This is a genomic window from Micromonospora sp. NPDC050795 (genome assembly GCF_044456785.1).
Taxonomy (GTDB): Bacteria; Actinomycetota; Actinomycetes; order Mycobacteriales; family Micromonosporaceae; genus Micromonospora.
The window spans coordinates 264,532-288,134 of sequence record NZ_JBITGE010000001.1 but is presented as its reverse complement, the minus strand read 5'-3'; the positions used below and the strand labels follow the sequence as shown (position 1 = coordinate 288,134).

Here is a 23,603-nt window from a genome sequence, read left to right as displayed (position 1 = left end):
ATGAGCACGGCCATCCAGCCGTCCGCGCCGCACGTCGCCGACAGCCACGACCTGATCCGGGTGCAGGGCGCGCGGGTGAACAACCTCAAGGACGTCAGCGTCGAGATCCCGAAGCGGCGGCTGACGGTGTTCACCGGTGTCTCCGGTTCCGGCAAGAGCTCGCTGGTGTTCGGCACCATCGCAGCCGAGTCGCAGCGGATGATCAACGAGACCTACAGCGCCTTCGTGCAGGGCTTCATGCCGACGTTGGCGCGGCCCGAGGTCGACCTGCTGGATGGCCTGACCACGGCGATCATCGTGGATCAGGAGCGGTTGGGCGCCAACTCCCGCTCCACCGTCGGCACCGCCACCGACGCCAACGCGATGCTGCGCATCCTGTTCAGCCGGCTCGGGCAGCCGCACATCGGCTCGCCCAACGCGTACTCCTTCAATGTTCCCTCGGTGAAGGCGACCGGGGCGATCACCGTCGATCGCGGCGCCGGCAAGACGAAGACCGAGAAGGCGACGTTCAACCGTCTCGGCGGCATGTGCCCGCGATGCGAGGGCATGGGTGCGGTGACCGACATCGACCTGTCCGCGCTCTACGACGACAACCTCTCGCTCAACGAGGGTGCGATCACCATCCCGGGTTACAGCATGGAGGGCTGGTACAGCCGGATCTTCCGTGGCTGCGGCTACTTCGACCCGGACAAGCCGATCGCCAAGTTCTCCAAGCGGGAGCTGCACGACCTGCTCCACCGGGAGCCAACCAAGATCAAGATCGACGGCATCAACCTGACGTACGCGGGCCTCATCCCGTCGATCCAGAAGTCCTTCCTCGCCAAGGACATCGACGCCCTGCAGCCGCACATCCGCGCCTTCGTGGAGCGCGCGGTGACCTTCACGACCTGCCCCGAGTGTGCCGGCACCCGGCTCAGCAAGGAGGCCCGGTCGTCGAAGATCAAGGGCAGGAACATCGCCGACGCGTGCGCGATGCAGATCAGCGACCTGGCCGTCTGGGTGCGTGAGATCGAAGAGCCGTCGGTGGCCCCGTTGCTGGCCGGCCTGCAACATCTCCTCGACTCGTTCGAGGAGATCGGGCTGGGCTACCTGTCCCTCGATCGACCGTCGGGCACCCTCTCCGGTGGTGAGGCCCAGCGCACCAAGATGATCCGGCACCTCGGCTCCTCGCTCACCGACGTCACCTACGTCTTCGACGAGCCGACGATCGGGCTGCACCCGCACGACATCCAGCGGATGAACGAGCTGCTGCTCCAGCTGCGCGACAAGGGCAACACCGTGCTGGTCGTGGAGCACAAGCCGGAGGCCATCGCCATCGCCGACCACGTCGTCGACCTCGGGCCCGGCGCAGGCACCGAGGGCGGGACCGTCTGCTACGAGGGCACAGTGGAAGGTCTGCGGGCCAGCGGCACCATCACCGGCCGCCACCTCGACGACCGGGCGGCCCTCAAGGAGACGGTGCGGACGCCCACCGGCAAGCTGGAGATCCGCGGCGCCACCGCCAACAACCTCCAGGACGTGGACGTCGACGTACCCCTCGGGGTGCTCGTCGTCGTGACCGGCGTCGCCGGCTCCGGCAAGAGTTCGTTGGTGCACTCCTCGATCCCGGCCGGCGTGGGCGTGGTCTCGATCGACCAGGGCGCGATCCGCGGCTCACGGCGCAGCAACCCGGCCACCTACACCGGGTTGCTCGACCCGATCCGCAAGGCGTTCGCGAAGGCCAACGGGGTGAAGCCGGCGCTGTTCAGCGCCAACTCCGAGGGCGCCTGCCCGAGCTGCAACGGTGCCGGCGTCATCTACACCGACCTGGGAATGATGGCGGGCGTCGCCGCACCCTGCGAGGACTGCGAGGGCAAGCGGTTCCAGGCGTCGGTGCTGGAGTACCGCTTCGGCGGCCGGGACATCAGCGAGGTGCTCGCGATGTCGGTGACGGAGGCCGAGAAGTTCTTCGGCACCGGAGAGGCACGTACGCCGGCGGCGCACGCCATCCTCGAGCGGCTCGCCGACGTCGGGCTCGGCTACCTGAGCCTGGGGCAGCCGCTCACGACCCTCTCCGGTGGTGAGCGGCAACGGCTCAAACTGGCCACCCACATGGCCGAGAAGGGCGGCGTCTACGTCCTCGACGAGCCGACCACCGGCCTGCACCTGGCCGACGTCGAGCAACTGCTCGGCCTGCTCGACCGCCTGGTCGACTCCGGCAAGTCGGTGATCGTCATCGAGCACCACCAGGCGGTCATGGCGCACGCCGACTGGATCATCGATATCGGCCCCGGTGCCGGCCACGACGGTGGCCGGATCGTCTTCGAGGGCACACCCACGGACCTCGTCGCCGCCCGCTCCACCCTCACCGGCGAGCACCTGGCGGCGTACGTCGGCAGCTGACCGGCCGCCGCCGTCACCATTGTGGCGGGTGTCGCGCCAACACGATGAAGGCTCCTGACCGAATCTGGTCAGGAGCCTCTCGTGCTGGTTGGAGCTTCCTTAGCAAGTGTGCCCCCGGCAGGATTCGAACCTGCGCCCCCGCCTCCGGAGGGCGGTGCTCTATCCCCTGAGCTACGGGGGCTCAGCGACTGGAGAAGACTAGCAAACCTCCCCTGCGTACGCCGAATCGGTATCGGGTGAGCCGATCGTGTCGGACCGGCCCACCCGGTGCTCAGGCGGCTACCGCCCGTCCGCAGCTGGGCAGTGGGTGCAGGACGATTCGCCGGGGGAGCCGGCGCGGCCACTCGTTGCGTGGCCAGGAGCCGTCGACGATCAGGTGGACGGTGCGCTGCTCCTCGCCACTGAGTCGCAGCACGAAGTCGCGGGGGAGCGGCGGGTCCACCGTCGGCGTAGTGATCATGAAGCGCACCCGACCGCGGGACGAGACGGCGGAGATCACGTCGGCGGCCGGCATCGTGCCGCGCAGTCGGACCCGGCCGATCCAGTAGACCTCCGCGAGGTGCTCCTGGGCGGCCCGGGTGATCCCCGGGTACTCGCTGCGGACCCAGCGCTCCACCGCGCTGACGCAGAGCCCGCAGGCCCGCTCCCGCGGTTCCCGCGGACCCAACCCCCAGGCCCGCAGGTACGCCCCGACCGCGCCGGTGTCCAGCGGCAGCTCGAAGCGACGCTGGATGAGCGTGGTGAGGCTCTGGCGCGTCCACAACTCCTCGTCCAGGCCGAACTCGTCGGGATGGACGCCCCGCAGCATGTCGATCAACTCGAGTTCCTGTTCGCGGCTGAGCATTCCCGGCTCGCCCTGCCGCTGTCCGCGACGGACGGCTGCCACCGCCCCGTCACCACCGATGGTGTGGCGTCGGCACCAACTGGTGACCGAACGCCGTGCGTCTCTGAGTGCAACCCCCACGTCTTGGGCAACGAGCCCGAATCGCAACTGGTCACGATATGTGGGGAGAAAACTCTCTAAGCAACGTAATCGCCTGTGCCACGCAAAACGCCCAGAAGGGCCGAGAGGGGTGTTCAGGTCATACGCGGAGGGTCTGGCCTCCTTGATCGCCTCGGGTTCGTGGAACTCGGGGCGTCCCGATCGCGTGGACGGCGCGGTTTCCTGCAAGCCGAGTCGATCAAGGCCGTCCGGCGGGGGTCGGTGCGGGCGGGACACATGGTGCGGCCCGCGTCACCGCCACGGATCGGCGGGGACGCGGGCCGTTGCGCCCGTCCGGTCGGTCAGCCCTTGGCCTGCGCCTGGAGCTGCCGGAGGTTGTTCAGCTCGCTCTGCTGGGTGTTCTTCATGGTCTGGGCCACCCGCACCACCTCGGCGTTGTCGGTCTCGTCGAGCGCCGCGTCGATCATGTGGATGCCGCCCAGGTGGTGGTCGTACATCAGGGTCAGGAACTGGCGGTCGACCTCGATGCCCTGAGCGTTGCGCAGGGCGGTCATCTGCTGCGGCGTGGCCATGCCCGGCATCAGACCGTCCTTGACGGTGGCCCCGTCGGACATCCACGACATCGGCGGGTTCGACCCGGTCGGGCTGAGGCCCCACTCGCGCAGCCAGGTCTGCATCGCGCCGATCTCGCCCTGCTGCCCGGTGGCGATGTCGACGGCGATCTGCCGCACCTCGGGGAGGGTCGCCGACCGGTACGCGATCAGGCTCATCTCCACCGCCTGCGCGTGGTGGGTCGTCATGTCCCGGGCGAAGCCCGCCTCGACCGAGGCGTCACCGGGTCGGGTGAGCCGCGGCGTCAGCAGACCGCCCGCGTAGCCGAGGAGAAGCCCCACCACCAGCATGATGGCGAGCGCCAGCACGCCGTAGCGCGACGCCGGGGCCCGGCCGCCCTCGTCCGGGTCGGCCGGGATCTCGTCGTACTCGCTGTCGGTGGTCGCCGGAGCGGTCATTGCCGTCCTTACTGCTGGGGCTGCTGCTGGAGCTCACGCGGCGTGGTGCCGGTGGCGGTGATGCCGGTGTTGCAGAGCGCCGTCGGGCCCTCGACGGAGGCGTTCACCCGCAGGTCCTTGATGAACTCGTCGATCCGCGAGTCGTCGGCGTTGTCGACCTTGAGCTGGTAGCCCCACGCCTGCAGCGAGATCGGCTTGTCCAGACCCTCGTACGGGCTCACGAAGGTCTTCTCGACGCCGCGCACCTTGCCGGCGAGCTTGTCGACCTGGTCCTTGGGGAGGTCGGGGCGGTAGGTGATCCACACCGCGCCGTGCTCCAGGCTGTGCACCGCGTGCTCGTTGGCGATCGGGGCGTCGTAGACGTCGCCCATGCAGTTCTGCCAGGCGGCGTTGTGCACGCCACCCACCGGCGGCGCGTACTTCCACGTCAGCGGGCCCGACTTGTGCGACTCGTACTTCAGGCTCTCCGGGTCGGACTTGCGGATGTTGGTGATGCCGTCGATGGCGTTGGCCCGCTTGTCCCACGGCTTGGAGCCCTGGAACGACGCCCAGGCGCCGTACCCGATGATGCCGGCCGCGAGCACGCCCACCGCGACGAAGAGCGCGATCGGCCCCCAGGCGCGGCCCTGGCTCACCTTGACCGGTGTGGCCGGCTTGCGTGGGCCCTTGCCCCCGGCCCGGGGGGAGCCCGTCGGCTTGCCGGAACTGGCCTTGGCGCCGGACGCCGGCCGGCCCGCGGCCGGCTTCTTGCCGGTGCTGACCACGGTCGGGCGGCGCTCAGGGCCACCCGGGGTGCTGATGCTCATCGTGCCTCGTCAAGTCGGTCGGTCAGGGGAGTGGCGGGCCGGTAGACGCGCAGGGGAGCCGCCGAGTGCCCGAGTCTACCCCCGATAACATGGTTGGGTGACTCCTGCAGAACTAGCCTCGGTCGTCCTTGCCGCCGCCCACGCCGTCTTCGAGCAGCGTGGGCTCGACCGCGCCGCGCTGCCGGCGAGCACTGTGGTGGAGCGACCGCGCAACCCCGAGCACGGCGACTACGCCTCGACGCTCGCGCTGCAGTTGAGCAAGAAGGTCGGCGTCCCGCCCCGGGATCTGGCGGGTGCCCTGGCCGACGAACTGAGCCGGGCAGAAGGTGTCAAATCGGTGGAGATCGCCGGGCCGGGCTTCCTGAACATCCGGCTCGACGCGGCGGCCGCCGGTCAGCTCGCGCGGGTGATCGTCGAGGCCGGCGCGGAGTACGGCCGCAGTGACCGGCTCGCCGGCGAGAGGATCAACCTGGAGTTCGTCTCGGCCAACCCGACCGGGCCGGTGCACATCGGCGGGGTCCGCTGGGCGGCCGTCGGTGACGCGCTGAGCCGGCTGCTGCGGGCCACCGGCGCCGACGTCGGCACGGAGTACTACTTCAACGACGCCGGTTCGCAGATCGACAGGTTCGCCCGGTCGCTGCTCGCCGCCGCCAAGGGCGAGCCGGCGCCGGAGGACGGCTACGGCGGGGCGTACATCGCCGAGATCGCCGCCGAGGTGCGGGCCCGCCGGCCGGAGGTGTCCTCGCTCGACGACGACGCCGCCCAGGAGGTCTTCCGGGTCGAGGGCGTCGCGCTGATGTTCGACGAGATCCGCTCCTCGCTGCGCGACTTCGGGGTGGAGTTCGACACCTACTTCAACGAGAAGGACCTGCACGACCGGGGTGAGCTCGACCTGGCGCTGAACCGCCTGCGCGAGCAGGGCCACCTCTACGAGTCCGAGGGTGCCACCTGGCTGCGCACCACCGACTTCGGCGACGACAAGGACCGGGTGCTGCGCAAGTCCAACGGCGAGTGGACGTACTTCGCCGCGGACTGCGCCTACTACCTGGACAAGCGCGAGCGCGGCTTCGAGCGGGTCGTGATCATGCTGGGTGCCGACCACCACGGCTACATCGGCCGGATGAAGGCGATGTCCGCCTGCTTCGGCGACGACCCGGAGCGCAACCTGGAGATCCTCATCGGGCAGCTGGTCAACCTGCTGCGCGACGGCGCCCCGATGCGGATGAGCAAGCGGGCCGGCACCGTGATCACCCTGGAGGACCTGGTCGACGCGATCGGCGTGGACGCCTCCCGGTACGCGTTGGCCCGCTACTCCAGCGACTCCCCGATCGACATCGACATCGAGCTGTGGACCCGGGCGACCCGCGACAACCCGGTCTACTACGTGCAGTACGTGGCAGCCCGGACGGCGGGCGTGGCCCGCAACGCCGCCGAGGTGGGGCTGGTTCCGGGCGACGCCGACGCGTTCCGCCCCGAGCTGCTCGCCCACGAGAAGGAGAACGAGCTGCTCAAGGCGCTCGCCCAGTTCCCCGCGGTGGTGGCGACGGCCGCCGAGCTGCGGGAACCGCACCGGGTGGCCCGTTACCTGGAGGAGAGCGTCGCCGCCTCCTACCACCGGTTCTACGACAACTGCCGGGTGCTGCCGCTGGGCGACGAGGAGATCACCGACCTGCACCGCGCACGGCTCTGGCTCAACAACGCCACCCGCACGGTGATCGCCAACGGCCTGCACCTGCTCGGCGTCTCCGCACCCGAGAGGATGTGACATGAGGGCTCATGAGGCTGGTGCGCTGCACGCGGACATCAGCAACCGGGGGCCGGCCTGGCTGCGTACCCCGGAGGACGTGAACGCCCTGCTGCCCACGCTGTGGCCGCGCAGCGTGACCCGCGGCGCGGACGGCGCGCTCGCCGTCGCGGGCCTCAGCGTCCGCGACATCGCGGCCGAGTTCGGCACCCCGGTGTACGTCCTCGACGAGGCCGACCTGCGCTCGCGCTGCCGCGACTTCCGGGCGGCCTTCCCGACCGAGGACATCTTCTACGCGGGCAAGGCGTTCCTCTGCCGGGCGGTGGTCCGGATGATCGCCGAGGAGGGGCTGCACCTGGACGTCTGCACCGGCGGCGAGTTGGCCACCGCCCTGTCGGCGGGAATGCCGCCGGAGCGGATCGGCTTCCACGGCAACAACAAGTCGGTCGCCGAGCTGGGCCGGGCGCTGGACGCCGGGGTGGGCCGCATCATCGTCGACTCGTTCACCGAGATCGACCGGCTCACCGCGCTGGCCCGCGAGCGAGGGGTCCGGCCCCGGGTGCTGGTCCGGGTCACCGTGGGCGTCGAGGCGCACACCCACGAGTTCATCGCCACCGCCCACGAGGACCAGAAGTTCGGCTTCTCCCTCGCGGGTGGTGCCGCAGCGACCGCCGCCTTCAAGATCCTCGATGAGGACGTGCTGGAGCTGCGCGGCCTGCACTCGCACATCGGGTCGCAGATCTTCGACGCCAGCGGCTTCGAGGTCTCGGCCCGTCGGGTGCTCGCCCTGCAGGCGCAGATCCGCGACGCGCGCGGGGTGGAGCTGCCCGAGCTGGACCTGGGCGGCGGCTTCGGTATCGCGTACACCACCCAGGACGACCCGGCGACCCCGCAGGATCTGGCCAAGCGGCTTCGCAAGATCGTCGATTCGGAGTGCGCGGCGGAGAATCTGGCGGTGCCGCACCTGTCGATCGAGCCGGGCCGGGCCATCGTCGGGCCGGCCGTGTTCACCCTCTACGAGGTCGGCACGGTCAAGGACCTCGACGGCCTCCGGACGTACGTCAGCGTCGACGGCGGGATGAGCGACAACATCCGCACCGCCCTCTACGACGCGTCCTACTCGGCGACCCTGGCCTCGCGGGCCTCGACCGCGCAGCCGTTGCTCGCCCGCGTGGTGGGAAAGCACTGTGAGTCCGGGGACATCGTGGTGAAGGATGAATTCCTGCCCGCCGACGTGCAGCCCGGAGATCTTGTCGCAGTGCCCGGCACCGGTGCGTACTGCCGAAGCATGGCCAGCAACTACAACCATGTGCCCCGGCCACCGGTGGTCGCGGTGCGCGACGGCCAGGCGCGCCTGATCGTCCGGCGGGAAACCGAAGAGGACCTGCTCGCATTGGATGTTGGATGACGTCACCTGTGCGCTTGGCGCTGCTCGGCTGTGGCACTGTCGGCCAGGAGGTGGTCCGGCTGCTGCACGAGCAGTCGGCGGACCTGACCGCGCGGATCGGCGCCCCGCTGGAGATCGCCGGCATCGCCGTCCGTCGGCTCGGCCGCGACCGGGGTGACCTGCCGGTCGACGAGGACCTGTTCACCACCGACGCGCTCGGCCTGATCAAGCGCGACGACGTGGACGTGGTCATCGAGGTGGTCGGTGGCATCGAGCCGGCCCGGAGTTGGCTGGTCGAGGCGTTGCGCGCCGGCAAGAGCGTGGTCACCGCCAACAAGGCGCTGCTGGCCGAGGACGGCGTGGCCCTGCACGAGGCGGCGGCCGAGGGCGGCGGCGACCTCTACTACGAGGCGTCCGTGGCCGGGGCCATCCCGCTGCTGCGCCCGCTACGGGAGTCGCTGCACGGCGATCGGATCAACCGGGTCACCGGCATCGTCAACGGCACCACCAACTTCATCCTCTCCGCGATGGACGCGACCGGCGCCGGCTTTGCCGAGGCCCTTGAGGAGGCCACCGCCCTGGGATACGCGGAGGCCGACCCGACCGCCGACGTGGAGGGCTTCGACGCGGCGGCGAAGGCGGCGATCCTCGCCTCGCTGGCGTTCCACACCCGGGTCGGCGCCGCCGACGTGCACCGCGAGGGCATCACCGAGGTGACCGCCGCGGACACGGCCAGCGCCCAGGCGATGGGCTGCACGATCAAACTGCTCTGCATCGCGGCCCGGGGTGTCGACTCCACCGGCCAGGAGACGGTCAGCGTCCGGGTGCACCCGGCGATGATCCCGCGCAGCCACCCGCTGGCCAGCGTCGGGGACGCGTTCAACGCGGTCTTCGTCGAGGCGGACGCGGCTGGGCAGTTGATGTTCTACGGTCGGGGCGCCGGTGGCGCGCCCACCGCCAGCGCGGTGCTCGGTGACGTGGTCGCGGTGTCCCGCAACCGGCTCGCCGGGGTGCGCGCGGCCAGCGAGAGCGCGTACGCGGACCTCGCGGTCCGGCCGATGGGTGAGGCGTTGACCCGCTACCACGTGAGCCTCGACGTGGCCGACCGCCCGGGTGTGCTGGCGTCGGTGGCGAGCGTGTTCGCCCGGCACGACGTGTCGATCGCGACGGTGCGGCAGGGCTCGGCGGGCGGGCCAGCGGGACGAGACGGCGACGCCGAGCTGGTCATCGTCACCCACGTGGCACCGGACGCCGCGCTCGCCGCGACCGTCGGCGAGCTGCGCGGTCTGGACATCGTCCGGTCGGTCACCAGTGTGCTGCGGGTCGAGGGCGGCGCCTGAGTCGTTGCATCATCGACGGGGCGGCGCGCGCGTCCCGCCAGGTGGGTAGGCGGGGGTGTGCCATTGACCACTCCAGCAGGCTGGTCCAAGGTGGCCCTGACACGCGGGTGGGCACGGCGGTAGAGGCGAGGAGAGCGACATGTGGCGGGGTCTGATCGAGGCGTACCGGGATCGGCTGCCGGTCACCGCGGCCACGCCGGTCGTCACGCTGCACGAGGGCAACACCCCGCTGTTGCCGGCGCCGGTGCTGTCCGCCCGGCTCGGCTGCGACGTGCACCTCAAGGTGGAGGGCGCCAACCCGACCGGCTCCTTCAAGGACCGGGGGATGACCCTCGCGGTGTCCAAGGCGGTCGAGGCCGGCAACAAGGCCATCATCTGCGCCTCCACCGGTAACACCAGCGCCTCCGCCGCGGCGTACGCGGCCCGGGCCGGGCTGACCTGCGCCGTGCTGGTGCCGCAGGGCAAGATCGCGTTGGGCAAGTTGGCCCAGGCGCTGGTGCACGGCGCGAAGCTGCTCCAGGTGAGCGGCAACTTCGACGACTGCCTCGCGACGGCCGCCAAGCTCGCCCAGGACTACCCGGTCGCGCTTGTCAACTCGGTCAACATCGACCGGCTGCACGGCCAGAAGACCGCAGCCTTCGAGATCGTCGAGGCGCTCGGTGACGCGCCCGACATCCACTGCCTGCCGGTCGGCAACGCCGGCAACATCTCCGCGTACTGGATGGGATACGCGGAGGATCTGGCCGCCGGTGCCACCACCCGCACCCCGAAGATGTACGGCTTCCAGGCGGCCGGCGCGGCCCCGATCGTGACCGGCCAGGTGGTGCCGGAGCCGTCCACCATCGCCACCGCGATCCGGATCGGCAATCCGGCGAGCTGGACCAAGGCACTGGATGCCCGAGACGCCTCCGGTGGCCTGATCGCGTCGGTGACCGACCGGGAGATCCTCTCGGCGTACCGTCTGCTCGCCCGTGAGGTCGGGGTCTTCGTCGAGCTGGGCAGCGCGGCCAGCGTGGCCGGCCTGTTGCAGCAGGCCGCGGCGGGCGCGGTGCCGCCCGGCTCCACTGTGGTCTGCACGGTGACCGGCCACGGGCTGAAGGACCCGGAGTGGGCGATCTCCACCGCGCCGGCACCGGTGACCATCGCGAACGACCCGCTGGCCGCGGCGCGCGCCCTCGACCTGGCCTGAGCGCGCCGCCGTCCGGGCGGTGTTCCACGGCGGGAGCTGAACGGCGCGACAGTCCGGGGGCGGCGGGGGCCGAGGTATGCGAGTCCGGCACACTTTCGGGTATCCCCGCCCGCATTCTCGTTCAGGAGTGAGCCAGGCCGATGTCGCTGCTCGCCAGATTCAGCCTCGCCAACCGAGGGCTGATTGCCCTCATCGCGGTGGTGACCACGGTGTTCGGAGTGTTCGCCGTGCCGTCGCTGAAGCAGCAACTGCTGCCGTCGCTCGAGTTCCCGGCCGCGTTCATCGTGGCTCCCTTCCCCGGCGCCGGCCCCGAGATCGTCGAGTCGCAGGTGACCGAGCCGATCGAGAACGCCCTCCAGGGCATCCCGGGGCTGGACCAGGTCACCTCCACCTCTCGCGAGGGGGCGGCCACCGTCCAGGTGACGTACGAGTTCGGCACCGACCTCGACGACGTCGTCAACAAGATGCAGACCGCGTTGAGTCGGATCGACTCCCAACTGCCGGAGGGCGTCGACCCGCAGGTCATCGCGGGTAGCACCGACGACCTGCCGGCGGTGGTGCTGGCCGCTGCCGGTTCCGGGGACGAGCGGGCGCTGGCCGAGAAGCTGCGCACGACTGTGGTGCCGGAGCTGGAGGGCATCGAGGGGGTACGCACGGTCGAGGTGACCGGCACCCGCGACGACGTCGTGGTGGTCACCCCCGACCCGGCGAAGTTGGCCGCCGCGAAGATCCAGCCGACGGCGATCGGCGCGGCGCTGAAGACCAACGGCGTGGCGGTTCCGGCCGGCGCGGTGACCGACGGGGCGTTGGCCCTCCCGGTGCAGGTCGGCACGCCGATCGCCACCCTGGAGGAGCTGCGCGGCATCGTGGTCGTCCCGGCCGCGGCACCCGTTCGCCTCGGTGACGTGGCGACGGTCGAGCAGCAGCTCGCCCCGGCCACGGCGATCACCCGGACCAACGGCAAGGACAGCCTCGGTATCGCGGTCACCGCGGCACCGGACGGCAACGCCGTGGAGATCTCGCACGAGATCCGGGACCGGCTCGACGACCTGAAGGACGCCTCCGGCGCGGAGCTGACAGTGGTCTTCGACCAGGCGCCGTTCGTCGAGAAGTCGATCGAGTCGCTGACCACTGAGGGCCTGCTGGGCCTGGTGATGGCGGTCATCGTCATCCTGGTGTTCCTGCTGTCGGTGCGCTCGACGGTGGTCACCGCGGTCTCCATCCCGCTCTCCGTGCTGGTGGCGTTGATCGCCCTGTGGATCGGTGACTACTCGCTCAACCTGCTCACCCTCGGCGCGTTGACCATCGCGGTAGGCCGGGTGGTCGACGACTCGATCGTGGTGTTGGAGAACATCAAACGCCACCTTGAGTACGGCGAGGAGAAACGGCACGCCATCATCACCGGCGTCCGGGAGGTCGCCGGTGCGGTGACCGCGTCGACCCTCACCACGGTGGCGGTGTTCGCGCCGATCGCGCTGGTCGGCGGGTTCGTGGGCCAGCTCTTCGCGCCGTTCGCGATCACCGTGACGGTGGCCCTGCTCGCCTCGCTGCTGGTGTCTCTGACGGTGATTCCGGTCCTCGCGTACTGGTTCCTCAAGCCGCGCGGCGGCACCGCTGACGACGAGGCGGTACGGAACGCGGCGGAGGAGAAGGAGCTGCGCAGCCCGTTGCAGCGGGCGTACCTGCCCGTGATCGGGTTCGCCACCGGCAAGCGGTCGACCCGTTGGATCACCGTCGGGCTCGGCCTGCTGGTGCTCTTCGGCACCTTCGGTCTGGCGCAGAAGTTGGAGACCAACTTCCTGGACGACTCCGGCCAGGACACCCTCAACATGAGCCAGGAGCTGCCGGCCGGCAGTGGCCTGGCGGCCACCGAAGCGGCGGCCAAGCAGGTCGAGTCGGTGCTGTCGAACACCGACGGCGTCGAGACGTACCAGGTGACCGCCGGCGGCGGGGACAACCCGTGGGCGGGCGGCGGCGGCAACAACGTCGCCAGCTGGTCGCTGGCGCTCGACGGTGACACCGACGCGAAGCAGATGCGTGAGGTGCTGCGCAAGGAGTTCGAGAAGCTCGGCGCCGGTGTGGGTGAGATCAGCTTCGGTGGCGGGCAGGAGGCGTCGACCAGCCAGCTGGAGGTGATCGTCCAGGCCAGCGACCCGGAGGCGCTGACCCGGGCCGCCGAGGAGGCGCGGGCCGCGATGGCCGGCCTGCCGGACGTCGAGGACGTGTCCACCAGCCTGGCCGCGCGGGTGCCGCGGGTCGACGTGGTGGTGGACCGGGTCGCCGCCGGTCGGGTCGGGCTCACCGAGGCCGCCGTGGGGCAGCTCGTGTCGCAGGCGTTCCGGGGAGCGCCGCTGGGTCAGGTCGCGCTCGACGGCCAGCAGCAGAACGTGGTGCTGCGGTTGGGCACGCAGCCGCCGATGACGGTGGAGGAGCTGCGGGCACTGCCGGTTGGTCCGGTCAAGCTGGGCGACATCGCGCAGGTCACCCAGGGCGAGGGCCCGCAGCAGGTCACCCGCATCGACGGTGAGCGGAGCGTGTCGGTGACCGGCGCGGCGACCGGCTCGAACCTGGGCGCGACCAGCAAGGAGTTGCAGACGCGGCTGGACGGCCTCAACGTGCCGGGTGCGAGCTTCACCATCGGTGGTGTCAGCGCGGATCAGGCGGACGCCTTCGCGGACCTGGGCCTGGCGGTGCTGGCCGCGATCGCCATCGTCTTCCTGATCATGGTGGCCACCTTCCGTAGCCTCACCCAGGCGCTGATCCTGCTGATCTCCATCCCGTTCGCGGCGACCGGTGCCATCGGTCTGCTGTTGATCACCGGGACGCCGCTCGGTGTGCCGGCGCTGATCGGTGTGCTGATGCTGGTCGGCATCGTGGTGACCAACGCGATCGTGTTGCTCGACCTGATCAACCAGTACCGGGCGCAGGGCATGGGGGTCCGGGAAGCGGTGGTCGAGGGTGGCCGTCGCCGGCTGCGCCCGATCCTGATGACGGCGGTAGCGACGATCTTCGCGCTGCTGCCGATGGCGTTCGGGTTGACCGGTGAGGGAGGCTTCATCTCTCAGCCGCTGGCGGTCGTGGTGATCGGTGGTCTGCTCAGCTCGACGCTGCTCACGTTGATCCTGGTGCCGACGCTCTACACGATGGTGGAGCACACCAAGGAGTCGCTGCGGGCTCGGCGCGCACGACGGCGTTCCGGCGGGTCGGCGGTGACCACGACGACCGAGACCGACGAGGCGCCGGCGCCGAACCAGGTCGCGGTGCCGAGCGGCGCACCCGCCCCGGTCGCGACCGAGGGTGTGCAGCCGGCCGCGCGACCCGCGCCGTCGGCCGCGCTGGTGGAGGGCACGGACCAGTTCGAGGTGCTGCGGTTGCCGCGTAGCCGTACCTCCCCGCTGCCTCCGGCGGAGCCGACCGAGTAGGTCGCAGAGCAGTTCGGAACGCCCCCGGCGGATTGTCGCCGGGGGCGTTCCCGGTTCATCCGACCGAAAACACTCCGACTCGACCACCCCACACTTTGTGTAACTTCTTGCATACTCCTCGTAGACGGGTGGGGGTGAGGGTGAAGCGGGGCGGGCAGATGGCCGAGGGCGCGCGCGGGTGGGGCCGACGCGACCTGCTGCGCCGTGGCCTGCTGGTGGGGGGCGGTGTGGCCATCGGCGCGGGGACGTCCGAGGCGGGGTGGATCACCCATCGCCGCATGCCGATCGCAGGCGGCCCCGCCAGCGCCACCCTCGGTAACGGCCAACAGGATGTCGGCTCCGGCGCGCTCGACGTCGTCTGGTCCGGGCGGACCGGCCAGCGCCTGGTGGCCCTCACCTTCGACGACGGACCGGCACCACAGTGGACCTCCATGGTGCTCGACACACTGGCCCAGCACCGGGTGCCGGCCACCTTCTTCATGGTCGGGGCGCAGGTCCGTCGACACGCCGACGTCGTCCGCGACCGGCTCGCCGGGCACGAGGTGGGCAACCACAGCTGGGAACACCGGGACCTGGCCGAACTGAACGCCGCCGAGGCGTACGACGACCTGCGCCGCAGCCACGACGCGATCGCCGACCTGACCGGGGTGCCGCCGGCGCTCCTCCGCCCGCCGTACGGCCACCTGGGCGGGGCGGTGCTGCACGCGGCGGCCCGGCTGGACTATCGGCTGGTGCTCTGGTCGTTGCAGATGGTGGAGCGCCAGTTCCCCGACGATCCGGCCGGTCACGCCCAACGGATCGTCGCCGAGGTCCGACCGGGAACGATCGTGCTCGGCCACGATGTGGGGGCGCACCGGCGGCTGGTCGCACTGCGGGGTCTGACCGACATGATCAACGGTCTACGGTCGCGCGGTTACACCTTCGTCACGGTTTCGGCGCTGCTGGGAGCGGGTGTGGGTGCGACACCGACCAGGTAGGGTCGCGCTCCGTGGCGTCCACCCTCTCGGTTCTGACCGGCAATCGGAGCTTCCGCAACCTCTTCCTCGCCGAGCTGGTGGTCTTCGGCGCCGACTGGTTCGTCATGGTGCCGCTGCTGGTGCTGCTGCCGCACCTGACCGGCAGCGGCGTCTGGGGCGCGCTGGTGTTGGCCGTGGACACCGGCATCGTGGCGTTACTGCTGCCGTACACCGGCACGATCGCCGACCGCTTCGACCGCCGAAAGATCATGATCGCCGCGAACGTGGCCGCGCTGGCGGGCGTGTTGCTGCTGCTCGGCGTGCGGAACGCCGGAACCGCGTGGCTGGCGCTGGTCGCCATCGGAGTGGTGGCGGTCGCCAAGGCGTTCTACTCGCCGGCCGCCCAGGCCGCGCTGCCCAACGTGCTGGAGCCCCACGAACTCGCCGCTGGCAACGCCGTCGCCGGCTCGGCCTGGGGCACCATGACCGTGGTCGGTGCGTCGCTCGGCGGCGTGCTCAGCACCGCTGCCGGCCCGTACGTCTGCTTCTGGGTCGCGGCGGTGGGCCTGGCGGTGGCCGCGGCCCTCGCCACCCGGATCCGTCGGCCGTTGCAGGCGCCCCGGGACGCCGACCAACCGGCCCAGCGAACCTGGTCGGCGGTCCGCGAGGCGCTCGGCTACATCGGTCACCGCCCCCGGGTGCTCGCGCTGGTCACCGTCAAGTCAGCGGTGGGCCTGGGCAACGGCGTGCTGACGGTGTTTCCGCTGCTGGCCGGCGTGTACGGTGTCGGCCCGCTCGGCGCTGGCCTGCTCTTCGCCGTCCGTGGCGCGGGAGCGTTGGTGGGGCCGATCCTGATGCGCCGGGTGTTGACCAACCGGGCCTGGCTGCTGCCCGGGCTCGCGCTGTCCATGTCGCTCTACGGCCTGTCCTACCTGGGCACCTCGGTGGTGCGATGGTTTCCACTGGTGCTGCTGCTGGTCTTCGTGGCGCACTTCGCGGGTGGCAGCAACTGGGTGATGTCGAACTTCGCCCTTCAGGGTGAAGTTCCGGACCGGTTGCGGGGCCGCGTCTTCGCCACCGACATGATGCTGGCGACGCTGGCGATCTCGGTGAGTCAACTGGCGGTGGCCCTGGTGGTGGACTCGGTCGACGAACGGGTGGTGCTCGCCGGCTGCGGTCTGATCACCCTCGTGTACGCGGTCGGCTGGCGGATCGACACCCGCCGGCTGTCGCTCACCGAGCCGGCCGTCGAGCCGGTCCCGGACCCGGCCGGCTGAACTCGACGGTCCCAGGCAGCGGGCGCGGGACCGGTTCGTCGGTCCCGAGCCCTAGCATGGGCGCGTGCCGACGAACTTCACCGCCGAGCCGGTCCGGGTCCGCGTCCCGGCGACCAGCGCCAACCTGGGCCCGGGCTTCGACGCGCTGGGTCTCGCCCTCGGGCTCTACGACGACGTGGCCGCCGAGGTCGCCTCAAGCGGTGTCCGGGTGACAGTGACCGGGCAGGGCGCCGGTGAGCTGCCCGACGACGACCGGCACCTGGTGGTGCGAGCCATGCGCGCCGCGTTCGACGTGCTCGGCGCCCACCCCGCGGGGCTGAGCGTGGAGTGCGTCAACCGGATCCCGCAGGCACGTGGGCTGGGCTCCTCGTCCGCCGCGATCGTCGCCGGGGTGCTGCTGGCCCGTGCCCTGGTCGTCGATGGGGAGCAGCGCCTTGACGACGCCGGTGCGCTGCGACTGGCCGCCGAGATCGAGGGCCACCCCGACAATGTGGCACCGTGCCTGCTGGGCGGTTTCACTCTGGCCTGGTCCGAGCCGGGCGGTGCCCGGGCGGTTTCGCTGCCGGTCGCCGCAGCGGTGCGGCCCACTGTTTTCGTACCGGCGGAACGCGGTTTGACCGCGACCGCGCGGGCGGCTCTGCCGGCAACCGTGCCGCATGGTGACGCCGCGTTGACCGCCGGGCGGGCAGCGCTGCTGGTGCACGCGCTCACCACGGACCCGACCCTGCTGCTGCCGGCGACCGTCGACCGACTCCATCAGGATTACCGCGCAGCGGGGATGCCAGGCACATCTGCCCTGGTCAGCGCGTTGCGTGCGGCCGATGTGGCAGCTGTGGTCAGTGGGGCGGGGCCGACTGTGCTGGCGCTCAGTCAGCCTCCGGCGGGCTTCCCAGTGGGAACAGACTGGGAGATCTGGCAGTTACCGATAGACGTCAGCGGCGCGCGGGTCGCACGGGGTAGACTTGGACACGCCGAGCGGGACCCTGTTGCCGCAGGTCGGAAGAGTTGATTACGCTCTAGACCTAGCACAGCCGCGAAGCACGCGATCTCCTGCGGGGCGGCGCACCCCCGAAGCTCTCGGCGGTCAGCCCGTCTACCCCTGCCAAAGGCCCACGCCGCACCGCAGTTTCCACAGGTCGCCGCAGACGGCGAGACCTGCTCACCGACGTTGGTGAGTCGGGATACCGACCGGCTGCTGTGTCACAGACTCCCGCGACGCGTCCTTGCGAGGCGGGTGCACCGAGGCCGCCCGGCCACCTGAGCTCCGACTCCGGGCAGTCCCGGCCTATCGAGGGAAGGAATCCATTGAGCGACACCACCGACGTGACGTCGGATGTTTCCAACGTCGCTGGCGATGCCACCGCAGCCGCTCCCGCCCGTCGTCGGCGTAGCGGCACCGGTCTGTCGGCGATGCTGCTGCCAGAGCTGCAGAGCCTGGCTGCGTCGCTCGGCATCTCCGGCACGGCTCGCATGCGCAAGGGCGAGCTGATCGCCGCGATTTCCGAGCGGCAGGGCGGCAACGCCGCCGGGACCCCTCGACCACGGGCCGAGGTCGCGGCCGCGGCCGCCCCGACCCGTGAGGGAGTGCGCGCCGAGGTGCGGGAGACCGCCGACCGGCCGGCAGCCGAAGGACGCGGTGCCGAGCAGGCGCCGGCCGAGCCGGCCGCCGAGACCGAGGGCCGTAGCCGCACCCGGCGGAGCCGGACCGCAACGGCGGAGGCCCGTACCACCGAGGCTCGCCCCGCTGAGGCGCGGACAACCGAGCCGCGGGCAACCGAGGCGCGGACGACCGAGCCGCGTAGCGACGAGGCGGAAGCCGGCGAGCGGGCCGACCGTGGCGAGAACCGCCGCGACCGGGCCGAGCGTCCGGAGCGCGCCGAGCGTGCCGACCGGGGCGAGCGGACCGAGCGTGCCGACCGCGGCGAGCGTGCCGACCGCGGCGAGCGTGCCGACCGGGGTGACCGTGCCGAGCGTGGCGATCGGGCCGAGCGTGGCGAGCGCAACGACCGGGGTGACCGTGCCGAGCGTGGCGATCGGGCCGAGCGTGGCGAGCGTAACGACCGGGGCGAGCGTTCCGACCGGGGCGAGCGGGCCGAGCGCAACGACCGACCCGACCGCGGTGACCGCAACGACCGCAACGACCGCAACGACCGCAACGACCGTGGTCAGCGTGCCGAGCGGGACAGCGACGACGACGACGAGGGTGGCGGCCGGCGCGGCCGGCGCAGCCGTTTCCGGGACCGTCGCCGTGGGCGCGGCGAGCGCACCGAGACCGGTGCCGACACCGGCGGGCGTGAGCCGCAGGTCAACGAGGATGACGTACTCGTCCCGGTGGCCGGCATCATCGACGTGCTCGACAACTACGCCTTCGTGCGGACGACCGGTTACCTGGCCGGCCCGAACGACGTGTACGTCTCGATGTCCCAGATCAAGAAGTACGGCCTGCGCCGTGGTGACGCGATCACCGGCGCGGTGCGGGCGGCCCGCGAGGGCGGCAACAGCGGCGACCAGCGGCGCGACAAGTACAACCCGCTGATGCGGCTGGACACGATCAACGGGATGGAGCCCGAGGAGGCCCGGCGTCGTCCGGAGTTCTACAAGCTCACCCCGCTCTACCCGCAGGAGCGCCTGCGGCTGGAGACCGAGCCGCACATCCTCACCACCCGGGTCATCGACCTGGTCATGCCGATCGGCAAGGGCCAGCGGGCGCTCATCCAGTCTCCGCCCAAGGCGGGTAAGACGATGGTGCTGCAGGCGATCGCGAACGCGATCACCCGCAACAACCCGGAGTGCCACCTGATGGTGGTGCTGGTGGACGAGCGGCCTGAAGAGGTCACCGACATGCAGCGGTCGATCAAGGGCGAGGTCATCGCGGCCACGTTCGACCGTCCGCCGCAGGACCACACCACGGTGGCGGAGCTGGCCATCGAGCGGGCCAAGCGCCTCGTCGAGCTTGGGCACGACGTCGTCGTGCTGCTCGACTCGGTGACCCGGCTCGGTCGGTCGTACAACCTGGCGGCGCCGGCCAGCGGCCGGATCATGTCGGGTGGTATCGACTCCACTGCGCTGTACCCGCCGAAGCGCTTCCTCGGCGCGGCCCGCAACATCGAGAACGGCGGGTCGCTGACCATCATCGCCACGGCGCTGGTGGAGACCGGGTCCATGGCGGACACGGTCATCTTCGAGGAGTTCAAGGGCACCGGTAACGCCGAGTTGAAGCTGGACCGGAAGATCGCCGACAAGCGGACCTTCCCGGCCATCGACATCAACCCGTCCGGTACGCGTAAGGAAGAGGTCCTGCTCGCACCGGAAGAGCTGGCCATCATCCACAAGCTCCGGAAGGTGCTGCACTCGCTGGACTCGCAGGCCGCGATGGATCTCCTGCTGGACCGGCTCAAGCAGTCCCGCACCAACATCGAGTTCCTGATGCAGATCGCGAAGTCGACGCCGGGGGAGTAACCATCCCCGGGTGACGACGAAGGGGCACGGCCATCGCGGCCGTGCCCCTTCGTCATGTTCCCGGGCCCGACATCCGCGGCCGGCGGGAGCCGCAGCGGGTCGGAGCGCCGTCAGGTGATGGAATTTTCCTTCGGTTCAGTCGACAGGTATTGAAACTTCTATTCATTGCCGGGTTGACTGTCGTCCATGCGTACCCGCAGACGATCCGCCCGCCGCACCGGCGTCCTGCTGCTGACGCCGCTGCTCGCCCTGGCCCTGTCGCCGCCGGCCACCGCCGCACCCACCATCGATCCGCCCACACCGGCCTCACCGTCGGTGGCCTCACCCACCATCGCCGAGGACGCGCCGCCCGCGTCCTCCCGCCCGGCCGGCTCGGTCAGCCTGGCCGCCGCGACCGCCCCGACCGCCGGCGCTGGTGGCCTGGAGCCGGCCGGCGGGCTGGAGACCTCGAAGGCCACCCGGCCGGTCGCGCCGGGCGTGCAACTGACGTCCTTCGACCGGTACGACGCCGAGGGCTGGCTGCGCGCCGACGCGCTCACCACCGACCTGGCCGGCGGCTCCACTGTCGACTACGTCAACTCCGGCGCGGTCAGCCGGGCCGAGCCGCTGCGGAAGGCGGTGGACCAGTCGCGCGCGGTCGCCGCGGTCAACGGCGACTTCTTCGACATCAACAACTCCGGTGCCGCCCAGGGCGTCGGCGTCCGTGACGGCGAGCTGATCCAGTCGGGGGTCAACGGTCATCACAACGCGGTGGCGGTCACCACCAACGGGGTCGGGCGGGTGATCGAGGTGAACTTCGACGGCAGCGCCGCCCTGCCCACCGGGCCGGTCCCGCTGACCCAGTTCAACAACATGGTGCAGGCCAACGGCATCGGCGCGTTCACCGAGCTGTGGGGGACGTACTCCCGGCAGCGTGCCGTGGAGGGCGCGACCCGGGTGGTCGAGGTCACCGTGACCGGCGGTCGGGTGGCCGCGGTGGGAGACGTGGCCGGTAGCGGCCCGATCGTCGCGGGCAGCACCGTGCTGCTCGGCCGCGACCTCGGCGCGGACGCGCTTGCCGGTCTGCGCCCCGGTGACCCGGTGGCGGTCGCCTGGCGGCCGAAGCCGTCCGACGGCAGCACCCTGCACGCGGCGGTCGGAGGCGGCAACGTCCTCGTCCGCGACGGTGTCGTGCAGACCATCGCGGACCCGACCCTCGCGCCCCGCACCGCCGTCGGGTTCAGTGCCGACGGTCGGAAAATGATCATGCTGACGGTGGACGGCCGTCAGGTCGACAGCCGCGGCGTGACGCAGACCGAGATGGGCCGGATGATGGCCGAGTTGGGCGCCCACCACGCGCTCAACCTGGACGGTGGCGGATCGTCCACGCTGCTGGCCCGGGAGCCGGGAGCGCCCGCCGTGCAGGTGGAGAACGGCCCCTCCGACGGCAGCGAGCGGGCCGTGCCCAACGGCCTGGCCATCTACGCGCCGAAGGGCAGCGGGCGACTCACCGGCTACTGGGTCGAGACGGCCAGCGACCCCACCGCCGCCCCGGGCGTCTCACCGGTGCGAGGTGGAGGGCCCGACCGGGTCTTCCCGGGGCTGACCCGCACTCTCACCGCGTCCGGCTACGACGAGACGTACGGCCCGGCGGCCGGCGCCCCCACCTGGCGGGCGACCCCGGCGGTACGCGGCCGGGTCGACAGTGACGGCGTGTTCCACGCCGCCTCGCCGGGACCCAGCACGGTCACCGCCGGACGGGGGCGGGTCACCGGCTCGCTGAACCTCACGGTGCTCGGCCCGCTGGCCCGGATCGGCACCACCGTGCCGCGGGTCGGGCTGACCGGCCCGGAAGGTGACGCCCTGGTCGGCGTCGTCGGGTACGACGGCGAAGGCAACACCGCGCCGATCGAGCCGGACGACCTCACCCTCGACTACGACCGGGACCTGCTGCGGATCACCCCCACCGGGGACGGCAACCTGTCCATCGCCGCGTTGCGGGACAGCGGCTCCGGCCTGGTGACCGTTCACGTCGGACGCACGAGCGCTGTCCTGCCGGTCACCGTCGGGCTGACCGACGTGCCGGTCGCCGGTTTCGACGACGCCGCGTCCTGGCGGTTCAGTCAGGCCCGTGCCAGCGGTTCGGTGGCGCCGGCGCCCGGGCACACCGGCACCGGCCTGCGCATGTCGTACGACTTCAGCCAGTCCACCGGCACGCGGGCCGCGTACGCCGACCCGCCCGCCTGGATCGAGGTGCCCGGTCAACCGCAGGCCTTCGGGATGTGGATCCACGGCAACGGCACCGGGGAGTGGCCCAGCCTGCACCTGCACGACGCCCAGGACACGCAACACGTGCTGCGTGGCCCACTGATCACGTGGACCGGTTGGCGGTACGTGGAGTTCGCGGTGCCGGCCGGGGTGCAGTACCCGGTGCGGGTACGCCGCTTCTACGTGGCCGAGACGAACGCGGCGGCGCAGTACACCAGCGAGGTGATCATCGACGACCTCGTGGCGAAGGTGCCCCCGACGGTCGACGTGCCGCAGGTGGCCCCGCGTACCGATCGGGTGGTGGTCCGCGACGGCACTGTGGACGGCGCGCCGTGGCGGTTCGCTGTGCTCTCCGACGCCCAGTTCGTCGCCGCCGACCCGGACAGCGACCTGGTCGCCCAGGCCCGGCGGACGTTGCGCGAGGTGCGGGCGGCCCGGCCGGACTTCCTCCTGATCAACGGCGACTTCGTGGACACCGCCTACCCGGCCGACTTCGCGCTGGCCCGGCGCATCCTCGACGAGGAGTTGGGCGACGCGCTGCCCTGGTACTACGTGCCCGGCAACCACGAGATCATGGGCGCTCCGATCAGCAACTTCGCGGCCGCGTTCGGTGCCACCTCCCGGGTGTTCGACCACAACGGCACCCGGTTCGTCACGCTGAACTCGTCCACCGGGACGCTGCGCGGCGGAGGCTTCGACCAGGTACGGATGCTCCGCGAGACGCTGGACGCCGCGGCCACCGACCGGCGCGTGGGTTCGGTCGTCGTCCTGCACCACCACCCGCCACGGGACCCCAGCCCGGCGCAGGCCAGCCAGCTCGGCGACCGCAAGGAGGCGGCGCTGCTGGAACAGTGGCTGGCCGACTTCCAGCACCGCACCGGCAAGGGCGCGCTGTTCGTGGGTGGGCACGTCGGCACCTTCCACGCCGACCGGGTGGACGGGGTGCCGTACGTGATCAACGGCAACTCCGGCAAGACGCCGTCGACCCCTGCCGACCAGGGCGGCTTCACCGGCTGGACGGAGTTCGGCGTGGACCCGGTGAGCCCGGTCGAGGCGGACCGGGCCCGCCGTGACCCGCTCGCCGAGGGCCCGCGTTGGGTGGACGCCGAGTTCCACGCGCACGCCGACCGCCTCACCGTGGCCGCCCCGGCCAGCGTCGCGGTCGGCACCCCCGTGACGGTCACCGCCACGCTGACCCAGCCCGGCGGGCGTACGGTCCCGGTGGCCGCACCGGTCAGCGCCGACTGGTCGGCGTCGCCGGGGGTGCACGTCGGCTCGGCGGCCGGGGTGCGCCCCTGGCACACCGCCCGGTTCGACCCGGCGACCGGTGCCCTGACGGCACTGCGGCCCGGCGCGCCGATTCGCCTGACGGTCGATGTGAACGGCGCGCGTGCCGAGGCCACCATCACCGTCACCGGGTGACACCGTCCGGACGGGCCCC

At 71.3% G+C, this 23,603-nt stretch carries 14 protein-coding genes and 1 tRNA gene; 11 read left to right on the top strand and 4 right to left on the bottom strand.

Annotated elements, in window-relative coordinates; all coding sequences use genetic code 11:
• Nucleotides 1–2,382 (top strand): ATP-binding cassette domain-containing protein, encoded by a 2,382-nt coding sequence (locus ACIBEF_RS01480; protein ID WP_396790183.1) that lies wholly within the window; start codon nucleotides 1–3, stop codon nucleotides 2,380–2,382.
• Nucleotides 2,383–2,491: 109 nt separating this feature from the next.
• On the opposite strand, the gene ACIBEF_RS01475 is transcribed toward ACIBEF_RS01480, so the two are convergent.
• The 4 genes from ACIBEF_RS01475 to ACIBEF_RS01460 all read right to left on the bottom strand — a co-directional run bounded on the left by ACIBEF_RS01475 (nucleotide 2,492) and on the right by ACIBEF_RS01460 (nucleotide 5,141).
• Nucleotides 2,492–2,563, bottom strand: a tRNA-Arg gene (locus ACIBEF_RS01475).
• A 90-nt stretch (nucleotides 2,564–2,653) separates the two neighbouring features.
• Entirely contained in the window at nucleotides 2,654–3,346 is a 693-nt protein-coding gene (locus ACIBEF_RS01470; protein WP_366608139.1) for a winged helix-turn-helix domain-containing protein, read from the bottom strand.
• Between the two features lie 320 nt (nucleotides 3,347–3,666).
• On the bottom strand, nucleotides 3,667–4,335 hold the full coding sequence (locus ACIBEF_RS01465) for a DUF305 domain-containing protein (protein ID WP_396790181.1): 669 nt from the start codon (nucleotides 4,333–4,335) through the stop codon (nucleotides 3,667–3,669).
• A gap of 8 nt (nucleotides 4,336–4,343) precedes the next feature.
• On the bottom strand, nucleotides 4,344–5,141 hold the full coding sequence (locus ACIBEF_RS01460; protein ID WP_396790180.1) for a DUF3105 domain-containing protein: 798 nt from the start codon (nucleotides 5,139–5,141) through the stop codon (nucleotides 4,344–4,346).
• Nucleotides 5,142–5,238: 97 nt separating this feature from the next.
• Here ACIBEF_RS01460 and argS point away from each other — a divergent pair, with 97 nt between their 5' ends.
• The 10 genes from argS (at nucleotide 5,239) to ACIBEF_RS01410 (ending at nucleotide 23,584) form a co-directional block, all read left to right on the top strand.
• Nucleotides 5,239–6,906, top strand: coding sequence for an arginine--tRNA ligase (gene argS / locus ACIBEF_RS01455; RefSeq protein WP_396790178.1), 1,668 nt, complete (start codon nucleotides 5,239–5,241; stop codon nucleotides 6,904–6,906).
• Between the two features lies 1 nt (nucleotide 6,907).
• Nucleotides 6,908–8,293 (top strand): diaminopimelate decarboxylase, encoded by a 1,386-nt coding sequence (gene lysA, locus ACIBEF_RS01450; protein ID WP_366608033.1) that lies wholly within the window; start codon nucleotides 6,908–6,910, stop codon nucleotides 8,291–8,293.
• A gap of 8 nt (nucleotides 8,294–8,301) precedes the next feature.
• A complete protein-coding gene (locus ACIBEF_RS01445; protein WP_396790427.1) occupies nucleotides 8,302–9,612 on the top strand; it encodes a homoserine dehydrogenase in 1,311 nt (436 codons plus the stop codon).
• 139 nt (nucleotides 9,613–9,751) lie between these two features.
• Entirely contained in the window at nucleotides 9,752–10,801 is a 1,050-nt protein-coding gene (gene thrC / locus ACIBEF_RS01440) for a threonine synthase (RefSeq protein WP_366608034.1), read from the top strand.
• Between the two features lie 140 nt (nucleotides 10,802–10,941).
• Nucleotides 10,942–14,223 carry an efflux RND transporter permease subunit gene (locus tag ACIBEF_RS01435; protein ID WP_396790174.1) on the top strand — a complete coding sequence of 1,094 codons (3,282 nt, stop codon included), beginning with the start codon at nucleotides 10,942–10,944 and terminating at the stop codon, nucleotides 14,221–14,223.
• A 134-nt stretch (nucleotides 14,224–14,357) separates the two neighbouring features.
• Nucleotides 14,358–15,200 carry a polysaccharide deacetylase family protein gene (locus ACIBEF_RS01430; protein WP_396790172.1) on the top strand — a complete coding sequence of 281 codons (843 nt, stop codon included), beginning with the start codon at nucleotides 14,358–14,360 and terminating at the stop codon, nucleotides 15,198–15,200.
• Between the two features lie 11 nt (nucleotides 15,201–15,211).
• The gene (locus ACIBEF_RS01425; RefSeq protein ID WP_396790170.1) at nucleotides 15,212–16,456 is read left to right on the top strand and encodes an MFS transporter; all 1,245 of its coding nucleotides are present in this window, start codon (nucleotides 15,212–15,214) and stop codon (nucleotides 16,454–16,456) included.
• Nucleotides 16,457–16,520: 64 nt separating this feature from the next.
• Entirely contained in the window at nucleotides 16,521–17,465 is a 945-nt protein-coding gene (gene thrB, locus ACIBEF_RS01420; protein WP_396790169.1) for a homoserine kinase, read from the top strand.
• 296 nt (nucleotides 17,466–17,761) lie between these two features.
• Nucleotides 17,762–19,915, top strand: coding sequence for a transcription termination factor Rho (gene rho / locus ACIBEF_RS01415; protein WP_396790167.1), 2,154 nt, complete (start codon nucleotides 17,762–17,764; stop codon nucleotides 19,913–19,915).
• 186 nt (nucleotides 19,916–20,101) lie between these two features.
• Entirely contained in the window at nucleotides 20,102–23,584 is a 3,483-nt protein-coding gene (locus ACIBEF_RS01410; protein ID WP_396790165.1) for a phosphodiester glycosidase family protein, read from the top strand.
• Nucleotides 23,585–23,603: the final 19 nt, after the last annotated feature.